Consider the following 17734-nt stretch of genomic DNA (forward strand, 5'->3'; position numbering starts at 1 on the left):
TTCACTGTTTGCCTTGATTATACTTTTTGACCCGCGTAACTAGTTAACTTGCTAGCTGCGGCCCGGTCAAGCAACACGGTTACATCCGGGTGTCTTTGCAAAACTGAGGCCGGCACTTTTGGACTGACTGGCCCTTCCAAACTAGCTTTAATTGCGCTCGCTTTGTTAGACCCAGTCGCGACTAACAAAATTTTTCGCGCTCGCAAAATCGTGCTAATTCCCATGCTGATCGCTTGACGCGGCACATCGGCACGGGTCGGGAAATACCGCGCGTTAGCTTTGATAGTTGAGGCTGCTAAATCAACCACGCGGGTTTTGCTTTCAAAAGAACTGCCGGGTTCGTTAAAACCAATGTGAGCGTTTTGGCCAATCCCGAGCAGTTGATAATCTAGCCCCTTTTCAAGCGCCTTTTCGTAAGTGGCGCTGTTTTTAACCGGATCGCCGGTTGGATCTGGCAAATGCGTTTTGTTAGGACTTAAGTTAACGTGTTCAAACAAATTTTCGCGCATGTAATGGTGGTACGAAAAAGCGTGCTCGGGACTGAGACCCAAGTACTCGTCCAAGTTAAACGTTTCAATCTGGGACCAATCGGTTTTGTGTAGTTCGTGCAGTTTAACTAACCGCGCGTAAATGCCTAGCGGAGTTTGACCCGTGGCTAAACCAAGCCGGGCCCTTGGGTTGTGGCGGATAAACTGATCCAGCAAATTAGCGCCGTAATGATCGACTGCGCTCGCAGTTGGTAAAACAATTACTTCCATAGAGCCTCCCTCTTGCTCTGATCTAGCGCCCAAAAAGCGGCTCCGAGCATTCCGGCGTCGTTTTCGGTTTGAGCCAGCAGTATTTGGGTAGACCTGTTAATAAAATCAAGCTGGTTTTGCTTAACCAAATTAGCTAAAAGTGCTCGGAACGGTTCACCGAGCGCCGAAGCGCCGCCGCCGATAATAATTGCCTCGGGATTGAGCGCGGTTTCCATGGTGGCAATGTGATGGGCCAGCGGTGTTAAAGACGCGCTAAGAACCGCGTCAACTTGAGGGTTTTGACCGACTAACTTTTTAATTTCCCGTAAGCTGCCCGGCAAGTTCGCGGCGCGCAAAGCCCGTTCCATTCCCTGGGCTGAGGAAACTGGTTCAATGCAGTGCTTAAGACCGCAAGTGCAATCAACCTGGTTTTGAAAATTACCGCCGTGACCCAGTTCGCCCGCGTAACCTTGGTGACCGTAAACTAGTTGGCCGTTAATGACAATACCGCCGCCAATTCCCGTCCCAATCGTGTAAAAAATGATCGAATCGTAGTTAGCTCCAGCTCCACGTCAAAATTCGCCTAACGTAGCCGCGTTAGCATCGTTTAAAACGTAAACTTTGCCTGAGTAAGGGGCGGCTGCGCGGAAATGTTTGACTACGTCGTAGTTTTTTAGACGCAAGTTGCCCGACCAAGTTACGATCGCTTTTTGGTGGTCAATAAACCCGGGAATTGAGATGCCGACTAAATCCACTTTTTTCCAGAGCTCGCGGGGCAGTTTTTGAACAAGTGGCTTAAAAAGGTTGGCGCAATCGGTTTTAACTTCGTAACGCTCAGTAATTTGACCATTCTCTACCAGGCCAACTTTGGTGTAAGTTCCGCCCACATCAATCCCTAAGACGCGCATAGTTTGCCTCGCTTGTAAACCGCCTGAATGCTAAGGTCACGTTTTAAAACGACTAAATCCGCGTAGTAGCCGACAGCGATTTGGCCAACCTTGGCAATTTTGTGCGCCTGAGCGCTGGAATAAGAGCTCATTGCGACTGCATCTTGCCAAGAGTAACCTAACTGGATTAAGTTAACAAAACTATCGTGGAGACTAATTGCTGACCCGGCAATCGTATCGCTACCAGCTAAAGTAATCCGGTTAGCCTGCTTTTGAATGGCAAGGTGACCAGAAAGACTTGGTCCGTCGGTTAGACCAGCGGGACGAATGGCGTCAGAAACTAACATAATCCGGCTAGGCCGCTTGGCTAAAATGCTTAAACGAAGCGTAATCGGATCCACGTGCTGAAGGTCGGCAATTACTTCGGCGTACACATTGGGATTAACTAACGCGGCGCTAACTAAACCAGGTTGACGGTTAATCACGCCCGACATGGCGTTTCAAAGGTGAGTCACTTGGTTAACGCCAAGATCAAAAGCTTTTTGAGCTAACTCGGCCTCGGCGTTAGAATGGCCAAGAGCGGGCAAAATGTCGCTTTTTAAAAGCGTTTTCACCACCGCATTTAAATCGCCGACCACTTCGGGAGCAAAAGTAATTTTACGAACCATGCCGCGACTTATTTTGTCTAACTCAGCAATTTTTTCAACCGTTGGTTTGAGTAAATACTGGGGATTGTGGGCCCCCTTCTTAAGCGGACTAATGAAGGGTCCTTCCCAGTGAATTCCAAGGCAAGAAGACGATTTTTGGGCGTAAGACCGAATTCGCTTGACAATTTCAACTAATTCATCCCAAGGTTGGCTAATCACGCTTGCTAGTCAACTAGTCGTGCCGCGCGAAATTAAACTCTTGTCAATTTCTGCTAGCGCTTTGGTTGAATCGCTCACGTCATAACCACCTCAACCGTGAACGTGGGTATCAACAAAACCGGGCACCACCACGAACTGACCTTGGCCTGGTCGGGGAATGATTTCGCTAATTAAACCTTCACGCAAAACTAAGTCGGCGTTTTCAATTTGAGCATCGTGGTTGACGATACAAACGTTAGTCAGACGGGTGATGAGCAGCCTCCCAACTTGGCAAACGAGCTGCCATTCAACGAACTCGTTTTTGAACTACGTTAATAAAGGTGTTAATTAAAGTGATTTGGTCGTGAATCCGAATCACGTAAGTGGTTGAGTGACCCGCCAAACCAAACTGAAGACCATAAGTCTCAAAACTTAAACGGGTCAGTTGGCGGTAAGAGAAACTGAGGTGAGTTTGGGCACTTGCGATAATAAAGCGGCGGCTCGTAATTAAAAGTTCACCTTTGAGCAAAATGACTAGACGGCCGGCTTTTTTGACTTGGTAAAGCTCGCCGCTTAAAAAGCGCGCTGCGGCGAACTCTTTTTTGTAAAAGGGGAAGTTGACATCCAAAACTTTAATGTGGCGGAAAGTTGAAAAAACCCGTTCCTCGATTAAGTTTAAGTTGTGCTGCTCGAGTTCGTTAAGACTTAATCCGAGCTTGCGGATTAAACGTTTTAGTTGAGTTAGAAACGTTTCGCTGTTTTGGTTTTGGCGTTTGATTCACTGCTTGAGCACTTGGTGGAGATACAAATTAACTAACCGCGGCGATTCGCGGCGGAAAATTCTCCAAAGCTCAAACCGACTTAGAACTTCGATCGTTCGCCAGTTAACTCTTTGACCGTACTCAATCGTTCAAAGTCTTTGACTCACTTGACCGAGTTGTTGTTCTACCATGGTTACTCGCTGACGTTTTTTACCTAAGTTGTGAAAAACTTGCTCACCTTCGTAACGGGCGGCCGGACCCAACATCTCTTCAATCGCTAAAAGGCGGTTATATTTAGCTACCCGGTCAGTTCGGAGAGTGAACCAGTCTTAATTTGACCGGTATTAAGCGCCACGGCTAAGTCGGCAATGGTGGTGTCCTCGGTTTCGCCCGAGCGATGCGAGATGACCGCGCTCATGTTAGCCTTGTGGGCAATCTCGATCGCTTGGATCGTTTCGGTTACCGTTCCGATTTGGTTAAGTTTAATCAAAATGGAGTTAATCGCGCGGTTGCGAACAGCCTTTTTCAAAATGTGAGGGTTGGTAACAGTTAAGTCATCGCCCACAATTTGAATCAGTTGACCAAGTTCGCTGGTAAAGTGTTCAAACCCGGCTCAATCGTTTTCCGCCAAGCCGTCTTCGATTGAAATGATCGGAAATTTTGCGACTAGTCTTTTCCAATAATTAACCATTTCGCCCGAAGTGAAGCGGGTTTTTGTGCCTGACAGTCGCTTTTTTTCAAAACCAGGTTGGCGGTTGCGAATTGCCTCCTCAATTTTTTTAAACCGGTAGTGGTGGCCGTCGTAAAATTCCGAGGCGGCCGCGTCAAGAGCGATCGCGATCGCTTTGGGTCCGCGGCGACTTGGCTTGTAGCCGGCCTCGCGAATGGCGCGAACTAAAAACTCAAGCGCTTGCTCGTGCGAGTCCAGGTTGGGCGCAAAACCGCCTTCATCACCAACCAGCGTTCCGTAGCCTTCTTGTTTAAGCAGTTTGGCCAAAAAGTGAAAAACTTGGTTAGCCATTTGCATCGCTTCACGAAACGTCTTTGCTCCGATGGGCATAATCATAAATTCTTGGATATCAAGCGTGTTAGAGGCGTGTGCTCCGCCGTTAATCACGTTAAGCATCGGCACGGGCAAAAGACTGGCGTTAACTCCACCCACATACTGGTAAAGTGGCAAACCCCGTTCGTCAGCGCTCGCTTTTAAATTAGCCAAAGATGCGCCCAAAAGAGCGTTTGCGCCCAGTTTAGATTTGTTAACGCTGCCGTCTAAACCGATCAGCGTTTCGTCAATGAGAATTTGGTGAGAAGATTCAAGCCCGATTAAACGCGGCGCAATGACGCGGTTCACATTTTCAACCGCCACCCCGACTCCTTTACCTCCGAACCACTGTTTGCTTAAGCGACGACCTTGGGCCGTTTTGACCATCGCATCTCTTAACTCAACTGCCTCCAGTTGACCCGTCGAAGCTCCCGAGGGAACCATCGCCGAACCATAACCACCTGCCTCAGTTCAAATTTCAACTTGCAAAGTCGGGTTACCTCGTGAATCGAGCACTTCGCGAGCGTGGACTTGCTTAATTGCCGACATTTTCGCTCTCCTTGCCTTAAAAAGTTAAGTTCATTATAGCATTTGTCAAGTTGACGATCCGGGGTCGGAAACAAACTAAAAGAGTCTAGCACGGGCTAGACTCTCAAAGTTTAAAACGAGTTAAGTGTCAATTTGACGGGAAACAAATTTTTGACCCTCTTCGGTTTGAAGAGCCACGTCAACTTGAGCTTCGGCCAGTTTGTCACGGCGGTTAAGAATCAGCACAAACGGCGTGTAAATGATCATGGCCACTAATAGGTTGATAAGCGCCAGTAAAACGGCTCAGAGCGAACCACCCGTGGCAATAAAGGCGCCAGCTCCGATTGGCATAGTTCAAGGAATGAGAACTTTGACCGGAGCAACTAGTTTGAGCACTCCGATTCCAACCCACGTTGTCACAACCAAAATTGGCATAGTGATGAAAAGCGGAATGATCAGGTACATGTTCAAAACAAGCGGGTAGCCAAAAGTCACGGGCTCGTTAATTTGAAAAATACCCGGTGCAACCGAAAGACGGGAAATTTGGTGTTGCGAAGAGTTTTTGCGTCCGAAGATTAACGTTGCTAAAATTAGCGCTAACGTTGCTCCCGATCCGCCGATAAAAATGAAGGCGTCAAAAGTTCCTTGCACAAAAACATGCTGCTGAATTCCGCTCACATTTTGGGCGTAGAGAAGTAGTCAAATCGGATTGAAAACCCCGTTGGCAATGTTGGCTCCGTGGAGACCAAAAAATCAGAAAAACGAGATGATGAAAACGTAAAGAATCGCTAAACCAAGCGCTGCTCCAGCTCGGGAAGCAATTTCTAAAAACGGCGCCACAACTATCGCGTAAATAAACGAAGTTAAAGTCACGTCCCCTGTCAGTGGTTTAGTACCTAGAGACGTGCTATAGTCCCCTTTTTCAAAAACTTCAATCGCGTGGCCCATTTGGTCGCCCTGCGGATCAACGGCGGTAAAACCTTGGAAGGGGTGATCGGCGATTAACTCACTGAAGGTGGCTTGATCCGGCGCAGAGATCAACTGGTTCCAAAGCGCCTGGTCTACGTTAGTAAAGTGTTCCGGACCTAGTCCTAACCCCACTAAGGTATCAAACTGACTTTTAGTTAAGACTAGATCGCTTTTAAACTTAACTTGCAAAGAAGCGCCTTCTTTGAGCTCAACTCCTGTGAAGTAAAAAGGCACCCAAACAATTAAGTTAATGGTGGCCGCTAAAACAATTGTCAAGATGACCGGAAACAGTTTAGCAAAGGCGCGCGAAATAGCTGGCGGTACGCCCTGGGGCATTTTGATTGATAACCGGTCGTTCTTGGAAAGAAAACAGAAAAACTCGGCGCAAATCATGCTGATAATAATCGCGGTTAGCAGTCCGCGGGCACCGAGTCAATACATTCCGCTTTCCCAGGAGCCGCTAATCATCATGGAAGTAACGCTTAAAAAGCAAGCTAACGTGGTCAAACCACAAATGGTTGGCGTGCTGTTGTTTTTAGCTTGCGCTAAAAAGTAACCAACTCCAAAAGCAATGTAAAGCGACATGACATTAATCGTGCCAACTTGCACATAGAGCATTCAGTAACTCATGACAGTCAAAAACTTGTAGTAAATACCTTGTTGACTAATCGTAAAGTTTTGGAAGTGAAGTCACCAACCCGAAACTGCTCCTTGTCCGCCAGCTGGTGAAAAAATGACCGAGCGTCATAAAACGGCCATCGCTCCGGCGATAATTACGGGCGTAAAAATCGCAAAAGCATCGCGAATCGTAGCGAGGTGGCGCTGGTTACCTAAACGGGCCATGGAAGGTAAAAAGCGGTCTTGAAATCAACTTTTTTTCATGTTTAAACGGTTTTAAGCGGTGTTCATGATGAACACGGCAACGATTACAAGCGCGATTAAACCTACACCAATCACGAGTTTGTAAAGGTAGAAAAAAGTAAAACCGGTCGGCTCCTCCCTTCAGCTAGCGAGACGCCCATTAAAATGTGTAACGATTGCAACCAATATTTGGATACCAATCAAGGCAAAACCGCTGATCCAAATCGTTCAACCCAAAACGTGGTAGTTCAGTCCTGGTTCTAGACTGTAAGCGGCCCCGGCCAAAAAGGCTAAAACTAGACCCAAGATGAATAAACTCGTTACTAATCCACTCGTCTTTTGCAAAAACCGAGGAATTAATGGCATCTTATCCTTTCTCAAATTCAACTTAAAATTTGCGTAGTTTGATCACAACTACACCACCATTATAAACGAACCGATTTTGACATTTTTAAACTGAGTTTGTTTTCTAGAACAAACTTCTATGGTCCGTTTAACTAGATGGCGACAGACGGTTAAAAGTGCCTAATCTGTCTGAAAAGGTTTGATTTGGAAACAGCCAACTTAAGACAAAGCGCTTTCCTATGCAAAGCATGCACAACTTGGCTAGTCTATAATTAGTTTGATTTACAATGGAATTTGCCACTAATTTTTTTCTAGTTATTTCGGGTTTAGCAGTCGCGATTTGACTAATGTTTTGAACGATGATTCGTTGGAAAAGACGCATCTACAACCAAAACCAAACTTGGTATTCCCCGGTTTGGTGAACTTTGTTAAGTTTGAGTCTGGCTAGCTTTCTAATTGCGGTAACTTTGTTTTACCTACGTTAGAATCGTCTTGACAAACGCGGTTAAGATACTTAATCATAGCGCGGGTTTGGTTGCGGTGCTCACGTCTAAAACGAAACTGTCCCAGTTTGCCATTTAAACCGGTCACCGTGTGCTCGTTTTTGATTGTGTGAATAAAAGTTACTTTGGTGTAGTCGGGGCTAATCGCTTTAAAACGTCAGTAGTGGCTGTGAAACTTGGGACCTTTTTGAAAAACTAACTCAAATTTTTGCGGAGCGCGGTACTGTTCCACGAAAGCGATGTTACCTTGGCGAGTAATAATTTTTTTTCCTTGGTAAAGTTGGCCGCGGTGAGTGGTATTTTTTAAAACGGCGGCCAAGACGGCTTTGAAAACTTTCTCGCACACGCCAGCTACGATACCAGAGTGGCTTTTGCTAACTAAACGCTTAAACTCATCGTAAGTTGAGACGTAAATTTTTTTGTTGAACTCGATTTTAAACTGTTGGTAATTTGCGGACATGGCAAATTCATTATAGACCGAAATAATTACTTTGCAGGGGTGATCAGACGGTAAAGATCGACCATCTCTTGAGCGAGCAAAATCACGGTTTGGCTCGCCAAAAGTTGGTCTTCGGCGTGAATAAACAAGACGCGGTACTCTAGTTTTTGCCCGTTGGCCTCGGCTTTAATCACGTCAAAATGCCACCTGCTAGCGTCGGCAGAAGATTTATGTGCTTGGTCCAGTTTAGTTTTAGCTAAGTCAAAATCGCCTTTTTTAGCCGCTCCGATCGCCTCCATCGCCAAACTTTTGGCTAGTCCGGCGTCGGTAATTATTCCCAAAGCGACTTTTTCCCAGTCAACCTCGTGTTTTTTATCAGTTTTCACTGCTTTGTTAGACATCAAAACCTCCTTCCTTAATAATTTTTTGGTACCAAAAAGCCGACTGTTTCAGTCGCCGGGTTTGGGTCGGTAAATCAATCTCGATTAAACCGTAACGGTTTTTGTAAGCGTTTAACCACGATCAGCAGTCAAAAATCGACCAAAGCGTGAAACCAAAGCAGGGCGCGCCTTGTGCTAGCGCTTTCTGGATCCAAACTAAGTGAGACTTTAAAAAGTCAATCCGGTAAAAGTCCGCGATCTTGCCCGACTTGTCCCGAAAAAGGTTTTCGTTAGCGACTCCCATTCCGTTTTCAGAAATGTAAAAGGGGAGGCCGGGAAATTCCCGACTAATTCGCATCATTACCCGGTAAATTCCCCGGGGATAAATTTCTCAGCCGCGCGACTTGTTGTACCGGGCGCTCGGCTTTTTCCACGTTTCAAACAAAGTTGACAAACCGCTTTTGGACTTGGCTCTAACTGGCTCCCGGACGCGAGTCGGAAAGTAGTAGTTAACTCCCAAGTAATCGCACTTAACTTGAGCGATCGTCTGGAGGTTTTGGGAGGTCAGTTCTAGACGAGCGCCCAACTTGGCAAAAAGTTTTCGGATCGGCTGACCGATTTTGCCCGCTACCATGCCTTCTAACATTCACCGGTTGTGAAGCGTTTCGTAAGCGCGGGCTGCTTTTCGGTCGCCTGCGTGGTCTCTCCGGCGCGGATAAACGGGTGATAAATTGAGCACTACGCCAATCTTAGCGTGGCGCGGACGGGACTTAAAGAGACTAACGGTTTGGGCGTGAAGCAAAATTAAACCGTTGCCGACGTTAAAAGCGAGCTGGTAATTTTCGGCCAAAGGTCAGTGACATTTTTGACCCATGTAACCGCAAATCGTTTCCACGATTGGTTCACAAAAAGTCGCGAAAGCCTCAGTTTTGGCGTCGTACTCGCGAAAAATTAAACTGGCGTAATTTAAAAAAGCCGCTCTGACCTTCGAATTAGATCAACCGCCAACTTGAACGGCTCAAGCAGGTAAATCAAAGTGCGATAAAGTCATCAGAGCTTTAATTTTGTGCTCTGCCAACTCGTCCAGCACATCGTGGTAAAACTTGACAGCGGACTGGGAAGGTTTTTGGTCGTCGGGAAAAAGACGCGCTCACGAGAAACTGAGTCTGACTGCCTTGATTCCGATTTGAGCTCACAAAGCAATGTCTTGGACGTAGCGCCTGGCAAAGTCGGAAGTAATTTCCGGACCAACCTTTTCAAAAAATTGGTTTGGATCGCTCTGGAAATGTAAATCCCACTTAGTTAATCCTTTGCCAGTTTGGCCACGACCTTCGCACTGCTCAGCACTCGTAGCAGCACCCCAGAGAAAATGGTTCGGAAATTTAATTTTTGGCATAGATTTTAAACTTACGTCCTCCGACAATCGCTTGGAGCTGATATAAATCGTCAACGATTACTCGACCGACCAAGTTCCGAATTTTTGAACGCCGGTCATCAATCGGGCGGAGCAAAATGTGAACTTCCCCTTTGTAGCGACCAATGTTGTCGTTGAGAACCACTACATCGCCGGGCTGGAGCATTTTGCCAGTTCTAGCCGGCTTAATCGACTCGCTCTTATAAAGCACGCGGGTTAAAGTTGAGCGGATAAAGTAACTAGAGTAGTCGGGACGGTTAAGATGGTAAGCACCAAAAGAGTGGGCGTAACTTTTAAACTCGGGCTGGGCTAACTTAGCCGGCAATTTACGAGCTAAAACGATTTCCTTCTCTAGGTCGCTGACTTTGCTCACCCACTCAATTTCCACGTTAACCACTTTTTGGGCGCTCAACTTGTTTCAATTTTGCACGAGCTGACCCAGCATCTTAAATTCCTGGCTCGTTAAACCTTGCTGGGAAACAATAATTTGGTCGCTTAAACCGATTGATAAAAGGTGCGCAACTTGCTGAACAAGTGGTCAATCGCGGTGTTCTTCTAAAGTGGGCATGCCTTGGTTAACTCCCCAAGGACCAATCGCCCGACGCGACGGCTCCTGAGTGACAAAAGCCGCGACAGGAACGCCGAGTTGTTTAATTCGCGCACTGAGCTCAATAAAACGCTCGTACTTTAAACCAGTGTAACGGAGCGGATAAAAATTGTGGCAAGCGATCAAATTGCTTGGTTTACCACCGCTAGCTAAAATTTTTTCTAGTGTTTGTACGCCGGCCGAAGCGTTTATTTCCACTTTAAAATTAAGACGGTTTTGGCTGATTTTAGCTTCCACTTCTCCGCCAAAATCTTGGTCCATTCGCACACCACTAGCGCCGAGTTGACGAAAAAAATTGATTTCATCAGGCGGTAAATTCAGTGTCTTGTAAACTTGCTCGTCAACGTCAATGATCGGAACTAAACCCCAGTTTTTGGGCAGCACCAAGTAAGTTGGTTAACATTTTCAGACGCTCGGGATCATCGGATGTTTCAAGCAAGTTAACAAAAACGCGTTTAAAACCGGCCTGGGCAGCTTTTTTTAAGTAAGCAAGCGTTGGTTTTTCGCCAGCTTTTTCCGGGTAAATCGCAATGCCTAACTCAGCCATTTTAACTACTTAGTTAGCAAAGTCCGCACCTGGTTCACTAAAGCCTCTCCGTTAGCAGTTGCGTACACCATCGGTTCAATTACGGCAACCGGTTTATCGGGTGCCATTCGCTGAAATTGATCGAGCATAAAGCGAATTTGTGGTCCGAGTAAAACTACGTCAAAATCGGCTAATTTTTCGCGGGCCTGGTCTGAACTAAGCGCCAAGGCGTGACCTTCAATCTTGGCCTCTTTCAAGTAGTCGTTGACAGCTTTCTCAAGCAGCGAAGTTGACATTCCGGCTGAACATGCAAGTAATATTCTCATAACTTCTCTTTCGTGACCAGTTCTAGTTTGGTTCATTAAATTATAAGCGCAAAACTAATTGATTAAAAACTGGGGCATCTTTTCCAAATTTAAAAAATCCGCCCGAGAGGACGGATTTACTGAACTTGGTTTTGGTTTTTGACCAGCTCAACTAATTGCTGGAACGTGGCTGGGTGATGAATGGCCAGTTCGGATAGCATTTTCCGGTTTAAGCCAATCTCTGCTTGTTTAAGACCGTTAATGAACCGTGAATAAGTTAGTCCTTCGGCACGCACAGCGGCGTTAATGCGAGCGATCCAAAGTTTGCGAAAATCGCGCTTAACCCGTTTGCGGTCGCGAAAGGCGTACGTTCACGACTTGACAACTTGTTGTTTAGCGACTTTAAAACCGATCGACTTATGCCCGAAGTAACCTTGGGCTTCCTTGAGTCATTTTTTACGACGACGTCGGGTGACTGTTCCACCTTTAACACGCATATCGTCCTCCTAAATTAATTGCTTAAAACGTTTCACATCCGAAGGATCCATCAAGTGGGGTTGACGTGATTGACGTTTTTGCTTAGTGGTTTTGTTTTGGGCTAAGTGGGATCGAAAAGCTCCCCCACGTTTTACTTTTTGGTTAGCCGTGACTTTAATTCTTTTTTGGAGCGCTTTTTTGGTTTTCATTTTCGGCATTGGGCGACTCCTCCTTCTTGCTTTTTGAGACTTTAGTGGCGACAAGGTACATGTCCAAAAAACGACCGTTTGCTAAAGCTGGTGGTTTTTGAATTTGGGCAACGTCGGCCACCTTTTGAAAAAACTGGTCCAGTTTGGCGTGACCAAGCTCTTGACGCACGATTTCGCGGCCGCGGAATTTGAGCGACACTTTGACGCGGTCACCGGCCAATAAAAACTGGCGGGCTTTTTTTGCTTTAACGTCTAAATCGTGTTCACCAATCATCACCGTCAAACGAACTTCGCGGTTATTGGTGAAAGATTGCTTAGCCTTGACTTCCTTGCGTTTTTTGCTGCGGTTGTACTTATAACGACCGTAATCAAGCAGTTTAGCGACTGGTTGGTCGGGATTGGCCGAAATAATTACTAGATCCAACCGTTTTTCGGACGCAAGCTCTAAAGCTTGGTAACGTTCAAGTACTCCTAGCTTAGTTCCGTCAGCGTCAATCACGAACATTTTCTTAAAGGAATGTCGCGGTTGACAAGGTGTTCTTTCTTAGGTGGTTTTTTTGCGACTTGGATGCACAGACACTTTCTCGTCTCAAACTAGAGACATTGAATGGTAAAAGAGCTATACCAGAGCATCAAATTAAATTTTACTTTGATGTTGGAGCATGGACCCCTGGATTAACCAGCAGGTGAGATAAAAATCTGCTTTCTGCAACATGTGAAGTTGCAAAGGTAATTTTATCACGTTTTAAGTCGCTAAATGTACAATGTGGTTATGTCCAAAATCATCGAAGTTAATTTAGAAATTCCCCGTCATTCAAACATTAAATACGAATACGATCGTAAAAGCGGTCAAATTGTGGTTGACCGAATTTTACGCGAACCGTTTGTTTACCCGACTAACTACGGTTACGTTGACAAAACGCTTGACTGGGACGGCGACGAATTAGACGTTTTAATTTACTCGCCCGAACAATTTTTACCTGGCGCAGTTTTGCGTGCACGAATTGTCGGTGCCATGCGCATGGTTGACGATGGCGAAATTGACACCAAACTAATCGCTATTCACGCTGACGACTACCGATTAGACCACATTCAAAAACTAGACGATTTACCGAGCGAGTTTTTGAACGAAATCGAAATCTTTTTCTCAACTTACAAAAACTGAAAACGCCCTAACATCACGAGCGTTGAAGGGTTTGAAAACGAAATTTGGGCGCTGGGCGAACTGGCGGCTTGTCAAAAACTTTTCAAAGACTACGGCGACTTGCCTAAATCAGAGTTTATTGCTCAAATGCGGAAAAACACCCAACCAAGTACCCCAAAGAAAAAACCGCTTAATTACTTGGTTTGGGAACTTTTACGGGCAGAAAACCACCGCTTTTTGGCTTGGCTAGGGTCGTTTTCGGCGTGTTTACACTCCGGGTAGCGTGAGCAACCAAAAAACCTTTCCCGGGTACGGCGGTTAGTTTTCACTACTAGCGGAGATCCGCACTTCGGACAATCTTTGCCCGCTAGGACGGGTAAAAGCTCGGTAATTGCAAGCTCGCTAGTCGCGTTAGTCAAATCATCGCTAAAGTGGGACCAAAAACTATCAAGCAGTTTTTTGCGATCCATCTTACCGTCAGCGATCATGTCTAGTTCTTTCTCAACTTCGGCAGTGTAGCTCTCGTTCATAATGCGCGGGAAGCCGTGAATAAGTTTGTCGTAGACCACTTTAGCAAATTCAGTCGGACGAAGGGCGCGGTTTTCGACACTCACGTAATGGCGGTCTTTGAGAATCGTCACGGTCGAAGAAAAAGTTGATGGGCGACCCACCCCGATGTTATCCAAAGCTTCAATCAGCGTTCCGTCTTTGTAACGGCCTGGACCCTTAGTTTCGTGCTCTTTTTTCTGATAATCGCGCACTTCAAAAGTTTGACCAATTGTTCAAGTCGGTGCCACTTGGTCAGACTTTTCGGGTTTAACAACTAAGTAGCCAACAAAAGTGACTTTGCTAGTCGAATGACGAAATTTGTGTTTAAAAACTGGGTCAACTAGTTCATAGCGAGTAATTTGGCGCTCGGGTGGCCGCATTAACGTTTGCAAGGTGTGCTCGTAAATCAGTTGGTAAAGTTTGCTTTCGGAACTGCTTAGTTCAAAACGACTCGTCGCCTGTTCAGGAGTTAAACGAATGTCTGTCGGTCTAATCGCTTCGTGGGCATCTTGGTTACCCGAAAAGCCTTTGACTCCGGAGGCAACTAGTTGAGCGCCGTACTTTTGCGTAATGTAAAGTTTGGCGTTTTCCACGAAATAGTTAGCCATGCGAGTTGAGTCTGTGCGAGGGTAAGTAATTAAACCGCCGTCACCATAACCTTCGTAAAGTCGCTGGGCGCTGCGCTGAGCGACTTTGGAAGACATGCCCAATTGCGCATCTGCTCTTTTGTAAAGTGTGGCTTGCTTAAGCGGCGTTAATTGCACATCTTTTTTAACCCGCTCAATTTTGTCAACTACCTCAACTTGTCCGCTCAGCGTTTTCATCAAAGTTTCAATCATTTCGGGTTTCACGGAAAAAACATCGCCTGTTACAGCTGGTTCAGGCGACAAGTAGTTAACCGTCTCGCCAACTTTGAGAGCAGCCTGCAAAGTGAAATACTTAATTGGTACAAAACGATCAATTTCTTGCTCGCGCTCAACGACTAGTTTAAGAGCAATCGATTGAACTCGACCGGCCGAAGGAGCCAGTGGAAAACGGCTGATTTTTTGCCGCATCAAACGGGAAAGTTTGTAACCGATTACGCGATCTAAAATGCGACGAGCGGTTTGCGAATCCACCAGAGGTTCGTCAATTTTACCCGGGTGTTTAATTGCTTGCAGCACAGCTTGTTTGGTAATTTCGTTGAAACGAATGCGGTAGTAACGGTCGGAAATTTTCAAAAACTCAACTAAGTGGCTAGCGATTGCTTCGCCTTCGCGGTCCGGGTCAGTTGCCAAATAAATGCGCTCAGGTTTGAGTTTTTTAATTTCACTAACTAAAATTTGAAAATACTTCCTTTTTTCCGGGTCAATTTTATAACGCGGAGTTCAAGTCTCCATTTCCACGCCAAAATTGTTTTCGCCCGAGGAAGGCAATTTCAAAAAAATGGCCAACTGTCGCGACCACTTCGTAACCGTCGCCCAAGTATTTTTTGATTGACTTAACTTTGTGGGGCGACTCAACGATGACAAGGTTTTTCTGCATACAAACTTAAAAATAGCATAAAAACTAACTTTTCAAATCTTGAAATAACTTTTGACTAGCGTTAGTTTTAGTGCTTAAAAACCGCCGATCTAGTTAATCAAACCAGGTTTAATTGGGCTAACTGATGCGCGAGCAGAAATTAAATTGGCGGTTTTGACTGCCAACTTATTTTAAAAGTTTGAGAACAAATTTTTCTAGGGCGAGGTGCTTATCAACTTGACCTTGCTTAATCGCTAAATCAACCCCGGCAAGTTCTAAAATTAATTCTTTAATTTTAGAAGGGCCAACCTCAGTTAAGAGCTGCTGACCTTGCTTAACTTTCCAAAGCGGTATTTGCGTCGATTCGCTAATTTCATAATCTGACTGGCCAAGGTTTTTGTGGTAACTAATTTCCAGCGCCAAGGAAAGCAATTGGTTAATTTGGTGAAGCATAAAAGCCGGATCATCACCCAGTTTTTGGCGGTTCCGATAAGCGGTTATGATTTGCTCGTTGTCCTGCTCTAAAATAGCTCTAGAAAAATCAAATAAACCGCCTTGGTTTTGGCGGGCGATTTGTTCAACGACCATTTCGCGACTGATTTGGGTACTTGTTAAAAGTAGTTTGTCAATCTCACTGACAATAGTCCAAAGGTCAAGCGGCAAACGAAGCGTTAACTCGTGGGTTGCGCTTGGGCTAATTTTTGCTCCGCGCTCGCTCACTATTTGGTTAATTGTTCTTACCACGTTACGATCGGTTAATTTAGGCACTGCCACTACGCGGCTCTTTGTAAAAGGAAGTTGACTAAGTTATTCCGGTGGTTAAGTTTAGCTGCTTCCAAAGCGAAAATAATTTGGTGACTCCAGTTGCTAGCGACTAGTACTTGGAAAAACTTTTGCCCGAGCGTTTCATCAACTAAAGCCGGATGGTTACGGACAATGATTAATTTGGGTGAGCCAAACATTTCGACTGTCACTAGCGCGTTTTGAATTTCTTCGACCGAATTTGTCTCGTCAAAGGTGACACACGTGCCGACAAACTTTGCTCGTGCTTGGGCAAGCATCTGGTGGATCCAGTAAGACTCGTTCCCGTGGATAAATTGCATGGTTCACTAATTATAAGGTAAGCGTAAAGAAGCGTTTCGACACTTCAAACTAACTCGGTTGGGCAAGGGTCAAGTTGGATTCAAAACTTAATTTGCCTGGCCATTAGCAATAACTGATCAAGGGGATCAAACAGGACCTGTAAATTAACGCCTCAGGGGTAAAGCGCTAAGGTGAGAAGGTAAGTTAAGAGCGTAAAGGGACTGAGTCAGTAAGTAAGAAGCGGAGCGGTTAAATTAAAACCGCCGCCGATTTTCGCAACCAGCATTAAAGTTGCCACGTAAGGTCCGAGCGCGAAAAAAATTACTTTGCTAAACCGGTACTTAAAAGTCTTCTCCAATCCGTGAGCCAAACTTAAACTGGCCGCGTAAGCGAGCAAAAAACCCCAGCGGTAAACTAACCAGGGCCGGGCAACAAGCATCAATAAACTAGCTAACGTAACAAGACTTACTTTAGAAATTTTGACCGCTTTGAACCGGCTGCTGATTAAGTAAAAGGCGAGCAAAATGCTGGCCCGCAAAAACGAATCGTGGTAGCTAAGTCAGTAGCCGTAAAAAAACAAACTTCCCCAAGCGAGTCACCCGGCTCAAAATGGATTTAAAGTGGTCAACTTAAGTAAAAAGGTCAAAACTTGTCAAAGCAGACCGATGTGAAGGCCAGATACAACAAAGAGGTGGCTTAAATTGAGTCGAGTTAACTGGCGGTAAAAATCACCGTTTAAATATACGTTTTGACCAGTCAAAAAAAGCGCTCCGTACCGACTGGTTAAATCTGACCGGGTCGCTAAGTTTTTACTCAACTCGCAGAGCGGCGAAGAGCAACTCCTCACTAATTCAAGTCGCGGATATTTGATTCAGTGCAAAACGTTAAGTCCGCGCAAATAGGCACCTAAGTTAAAAGATTGACCGTCTAACTCCGGTGGTTGGACGGGCAAAACTAAACCGCGCACTCAAAGCCGATCGCCAACTCAAAAAATTCCCCGGTCAGCGAGAAAAATTTGGCGTCCTTGTCAACTAACAATCGGTCCAATTTTACTGACGTGGACAACCTCTAGATGTGCATCAATTTTACCAACAAAAGGCGCGGGTCGCTGTCACCAAAAACTAATTAGCAAAGCCAGTCCGAGTGCTAAAGCAAAAGCCAAAAAGCGGCGTTTTAAAATGACTCATACCGAGAAAGTTAACGCTCCCAAAGTTGTTTCAACTTGCCAAGGATTAGTTAATCAGACATACCAAAGTACGCTAGTTAGACTAGCGCTAGTTAAGTCGTAGCGACTCGGCGTTTTAAACCACGCGCAAAGAGCAGTCATAAGTGATTACTCGCTCGGGCTCAATTAAAACCCACGCGCCTTTCCGGCGCTCGTAGATCCGCTGGTAAGTAAGTTGGTGTTGGTGGCCAAAACGAGCCACGATTTGCCACGCTGACTGACCGGGATTAAAACTTAACTGACTCTGGTAATGGTGTGGACTACTCAAACTCACCAAAATTCAAGTACGTGCGTTAGACGCGCTCTCCCAAACAAAGCCTGCGCTCATAAGAGTTAGCCACGGCGCACTCTTGAGCCCAAAAAGCAAAAATTTAGTTCACACATAGAGGTGGCTA

General features: G+C 45.7%; 19 protein-coding genes and 2 pseudogenes. 1 reads left to right on the plus strand and 20 read right to left on the minus strand.

The window, feature by feature from the left end; genetic code table 4:
* Positions 1–17 precede the first annotated feature (17 nt).
* The 15 genes and pseudogenes from nagB to infC all read right to left on the minus strand — a co-directional run bounded on the left by nagB (position 18) and on the right by infC (position 12340).
* Positions 18–758, minus strand: coding sequence for a glucosamine-6-phosphate deaminase (gene nagB / locus CSH31_RS01445; RefSeq protein WP_128008580.1), 741 nt, complete (start codon positions 756–758; stop codon positions 18–20).
* On the minus strand, positions 749–1645 hold the full coding sequence (locus CSH31_RS01450) for an ROK family protein (RefSeq protein ID WP_128008581.1): 897 nt from the start codon (positions 1643–1645) through the stop codon (positions 749–751). The genes nagB and CSH31_RS01450 overlap by 10 nt, the downstream gene beginning before the upstream one ends.
* Positions 1633–2676: an N-acetylglucosamine-6-phosphate deacetylase gene (gene nagA / locus CSH31_RS01455; RefSeq protein WP_128008582.1), complete on the minus strand. Its 1044-nt coding sequence runs from the start codon at positions 2674–2676 to the stop codon at positions 1633–1635. The genes CSH31_RS01450 and nagA overlap by 13 nt, the downstream gene beginning before the upstream one ends.
* Before the next feature lie 763 nt (positions 2677–3439).
* Positions 3440–4821 (minus strand): annotated as a pseudogene (eno, locus tag CSH31_RS01460) (phosphopyruvate hydratase); the annotation flags it as partial.
* A gap of 120 nt (positions 4822–4941) precedes the next feature.
* The gene (locus CSH31_RS01465; RefSeq protein WP_127942715.1) at positions 4942–6651 is read right to left on the minus strand and encodes a PTS transporter subunit EIIC; all 1710 of its coding nucleotides are present in this window, start codon (positions 6649–6651) and stop codon (positions 4942–4944) included.
* A gap of 12 nt (positions 6652–6663) precedes the next feature.
* A complete protein-coding gene (locus CSH31_RS01470) occupies positions 6664–6996 on the minus strand; it encodes a hypothetical protein (RefSeq protein WP_127942716.1) in 333 nt (110 codons plus the stop codon).
* Between the two features lie 423 nt (positions 6997–7419).
* The gene (locus tag CSH31_RS01475; protein WP_127942717.1) at positions 7420–7938 is read right to left on the minus strand and encodes an SRPBCC family protein; all 519 of its coding nucleotides are present in this window, start codon (positions 7936–7938) and stop codon (positions 7420–7422) included.
* A gap of 26 nt (positions 7939–7964) precedes the next feature.
* Complete coding sequence (locus CSH31_RS01480; RefSeq protein WP_127942718.1) at positions 7965–8318, minus strand: PTS lactose/cellobiose transporter subunit IIA; 354 nt, start codon at positions 8316–8318, stop codon at positions 7965–7967.
* Positions 8311–9693 (minus strand): glycoside hydrolase family 1 protein, encoded by a 1383-nt coding sequence (locus tag CSH31_RS01485; RefSeq protein WP_128008583.1) that lies wholly within the window; start codon positions 9691–9693, stop codon positions 8311–8313. Before CSH31_RS01485 ends, CSH31_RS01480 begins: the two co-directional genes overlap by 8 nt.
* Entirely contained in the window at positions 9680–10702 is a 1023-nt protein-coding gene (locus tag CSH31_RS01490; RefSeq protein WP_161565648.1) for a MupG family TIM beta-alpha barrel fold protein, read from the minus strand. The genes CSH31_RS01485 and CSH31_RS01490 overlap by 14 nt, the downstream gene beginning before the upstream one ends.
* Complete coding sequence (locus CSH31_RS01495) at positions 10590–10865, minus strand: MupG family TIM beta-alpha barrel fold protein (protein ID WP_128008585.1); 276 nt, start codon at positions 10863–10865, stop codon at positions 10590–10592. The genes CSH31_RS01490 and CSH31_RS01495 overlap by 113 nt, the downstream gene beginning before the upstream one ends.
* A 5-nt stretch (positions 10866–10870) precedes the next feature.
* Positions 10871–11206, minus strand: coding sequence for a PTS sugar transporter subunit IIB (locus CSH31_RS01500; RefSeq protein WP_127942721.1), 336 nt, complete (start codon positions 11204–11206; stop codon positions 10871–10873).
* Between the two features lie 80 nt (positions 11207–11286).
* Positions 11287–11646: a 50S ribosomal protein L20 gene (gene rplT, locus CSH31_RS01505; protein WP_127942722.1), complete on the minus strand. Its 360-nt coding sequence runs from the start codon at positions 11644–11646 to the stop codon at positions 11287–11289.
* 9 nt (positions 11647–11655) lie between these two features.
* Positions 11656–11844 carry a 50S ribosomal protein L35 gene (gene rpmI, locus CSH31_RS01510; protein ID WP_127942723.1) on the minus strand — a complete coding sequence of 63 codons (189 nt, stop codon included), beginning with the start codon at positions 11842–11844 and terminating at the stop codon, positions 11656–11658.
* The gene (gene infC, locus CSH31_RS01515; protein WP_128008586.1) at positions 11801–12340 is read right to left on the minus strand and encodes a translation initiation factor IF-3; all 540 of its coding nucleotides are present in this window, start codon (positions 12338–12340) and stop codon (positions 11801–11803) included. Before infC ends, rpmI begins: the two co-directional genes overlap by 44 nt.
* Before the next feature lie 267 nt (positions 12341–12607).
* Between infC and CSH31_RS01520 the strand changes: the two are divergent.
* A pseudogene (locus CSH31_RS01520) lies at positions 12608–13173 on the plus strand (inorganic diphosphatase).
* On the opposite strand, the gene topA reads toward CSH31_RS01520, so the two are convergent.
* The 5 genes from topA to CSH31_RS01550 all read right to left on the minus strand — a co-directional run bounded on the left by topA (position 13174) and on the right by CSH31_RS01550 (position 17607).
* Positions 13174–14961 carry a type I DNA topoisomerase gene (gene topA, locus CSH31_RS01525; protein WP_236630686.1) on the minus strand — a complete coding sequence of 596 codons (1788 nt, stop codon included), beginning with the start codon at positions 14959–14961 and terminating at the stop codon, positions 13174–13176.
* Positions 14962–15217: 256 nt separating this feature from the next.
* Positions 15218–15805: a DNA polymerase III subunit delta gene (gene holA, locus CSH31_RS01535; protein ID WP_128008590.1), complete on the minus strand. Its 588-nt coding sequence runs from the start codon at positions 15803–15805 to the stop codon at positions 15218–15220.
* A complete protein-coding gene (locus CSH31_RS01540; RefSeq protein ID WP_161565649.1) occupies positions 15805–16005 on the minus strand; it encodes a hypothetical protein in 201 nt (66 codons plus the stop codon). The genes holA and CSH31_RS01540 overlap by 1 nt, the downstream gene beginning before the upstream one ends.
* Entirely contained in the window at positions 16005–17441 is a 1437-nt protein-coding gene (locus tag CSH31_RS01545; RefSeq protein ID WP_128008592.1) for a ComEC/Rec2 family competence protein, read from the minus strand. The genes CSH31_RS01540 and CSH31_RS01545 overlap by 1 nt, the downstream gene beginning before the upstream one ends.
* Positions 17416–17607 carry a hypothetical protein gene (locus CSH31_RS01550; RefSeq protein WP_128008593.1) on the minus strand — a complete coding sequence of 64 codons (192 nt, stop codon included), beginning with the start codon at positions 17605–17607 and terminating at the stop codon, positions 17416–17418. Before CSH31_RS01550 ends, CSH31_RS01545 begins: the two co-directional genes overlap by 26 nt.
* Between the last annotated feature and the right edge of the window lie 127 nt (positions 17608–17734).

It is taken from the genome of Mycoplasma sp. ATU-Cv-508, assembly GCF_004011945.1.
Lineage (GTDB): Bacteria > Bacillota_I > Bacilli_A > Mycoplasmatales > Metamycoplasmataceae > RYZV01.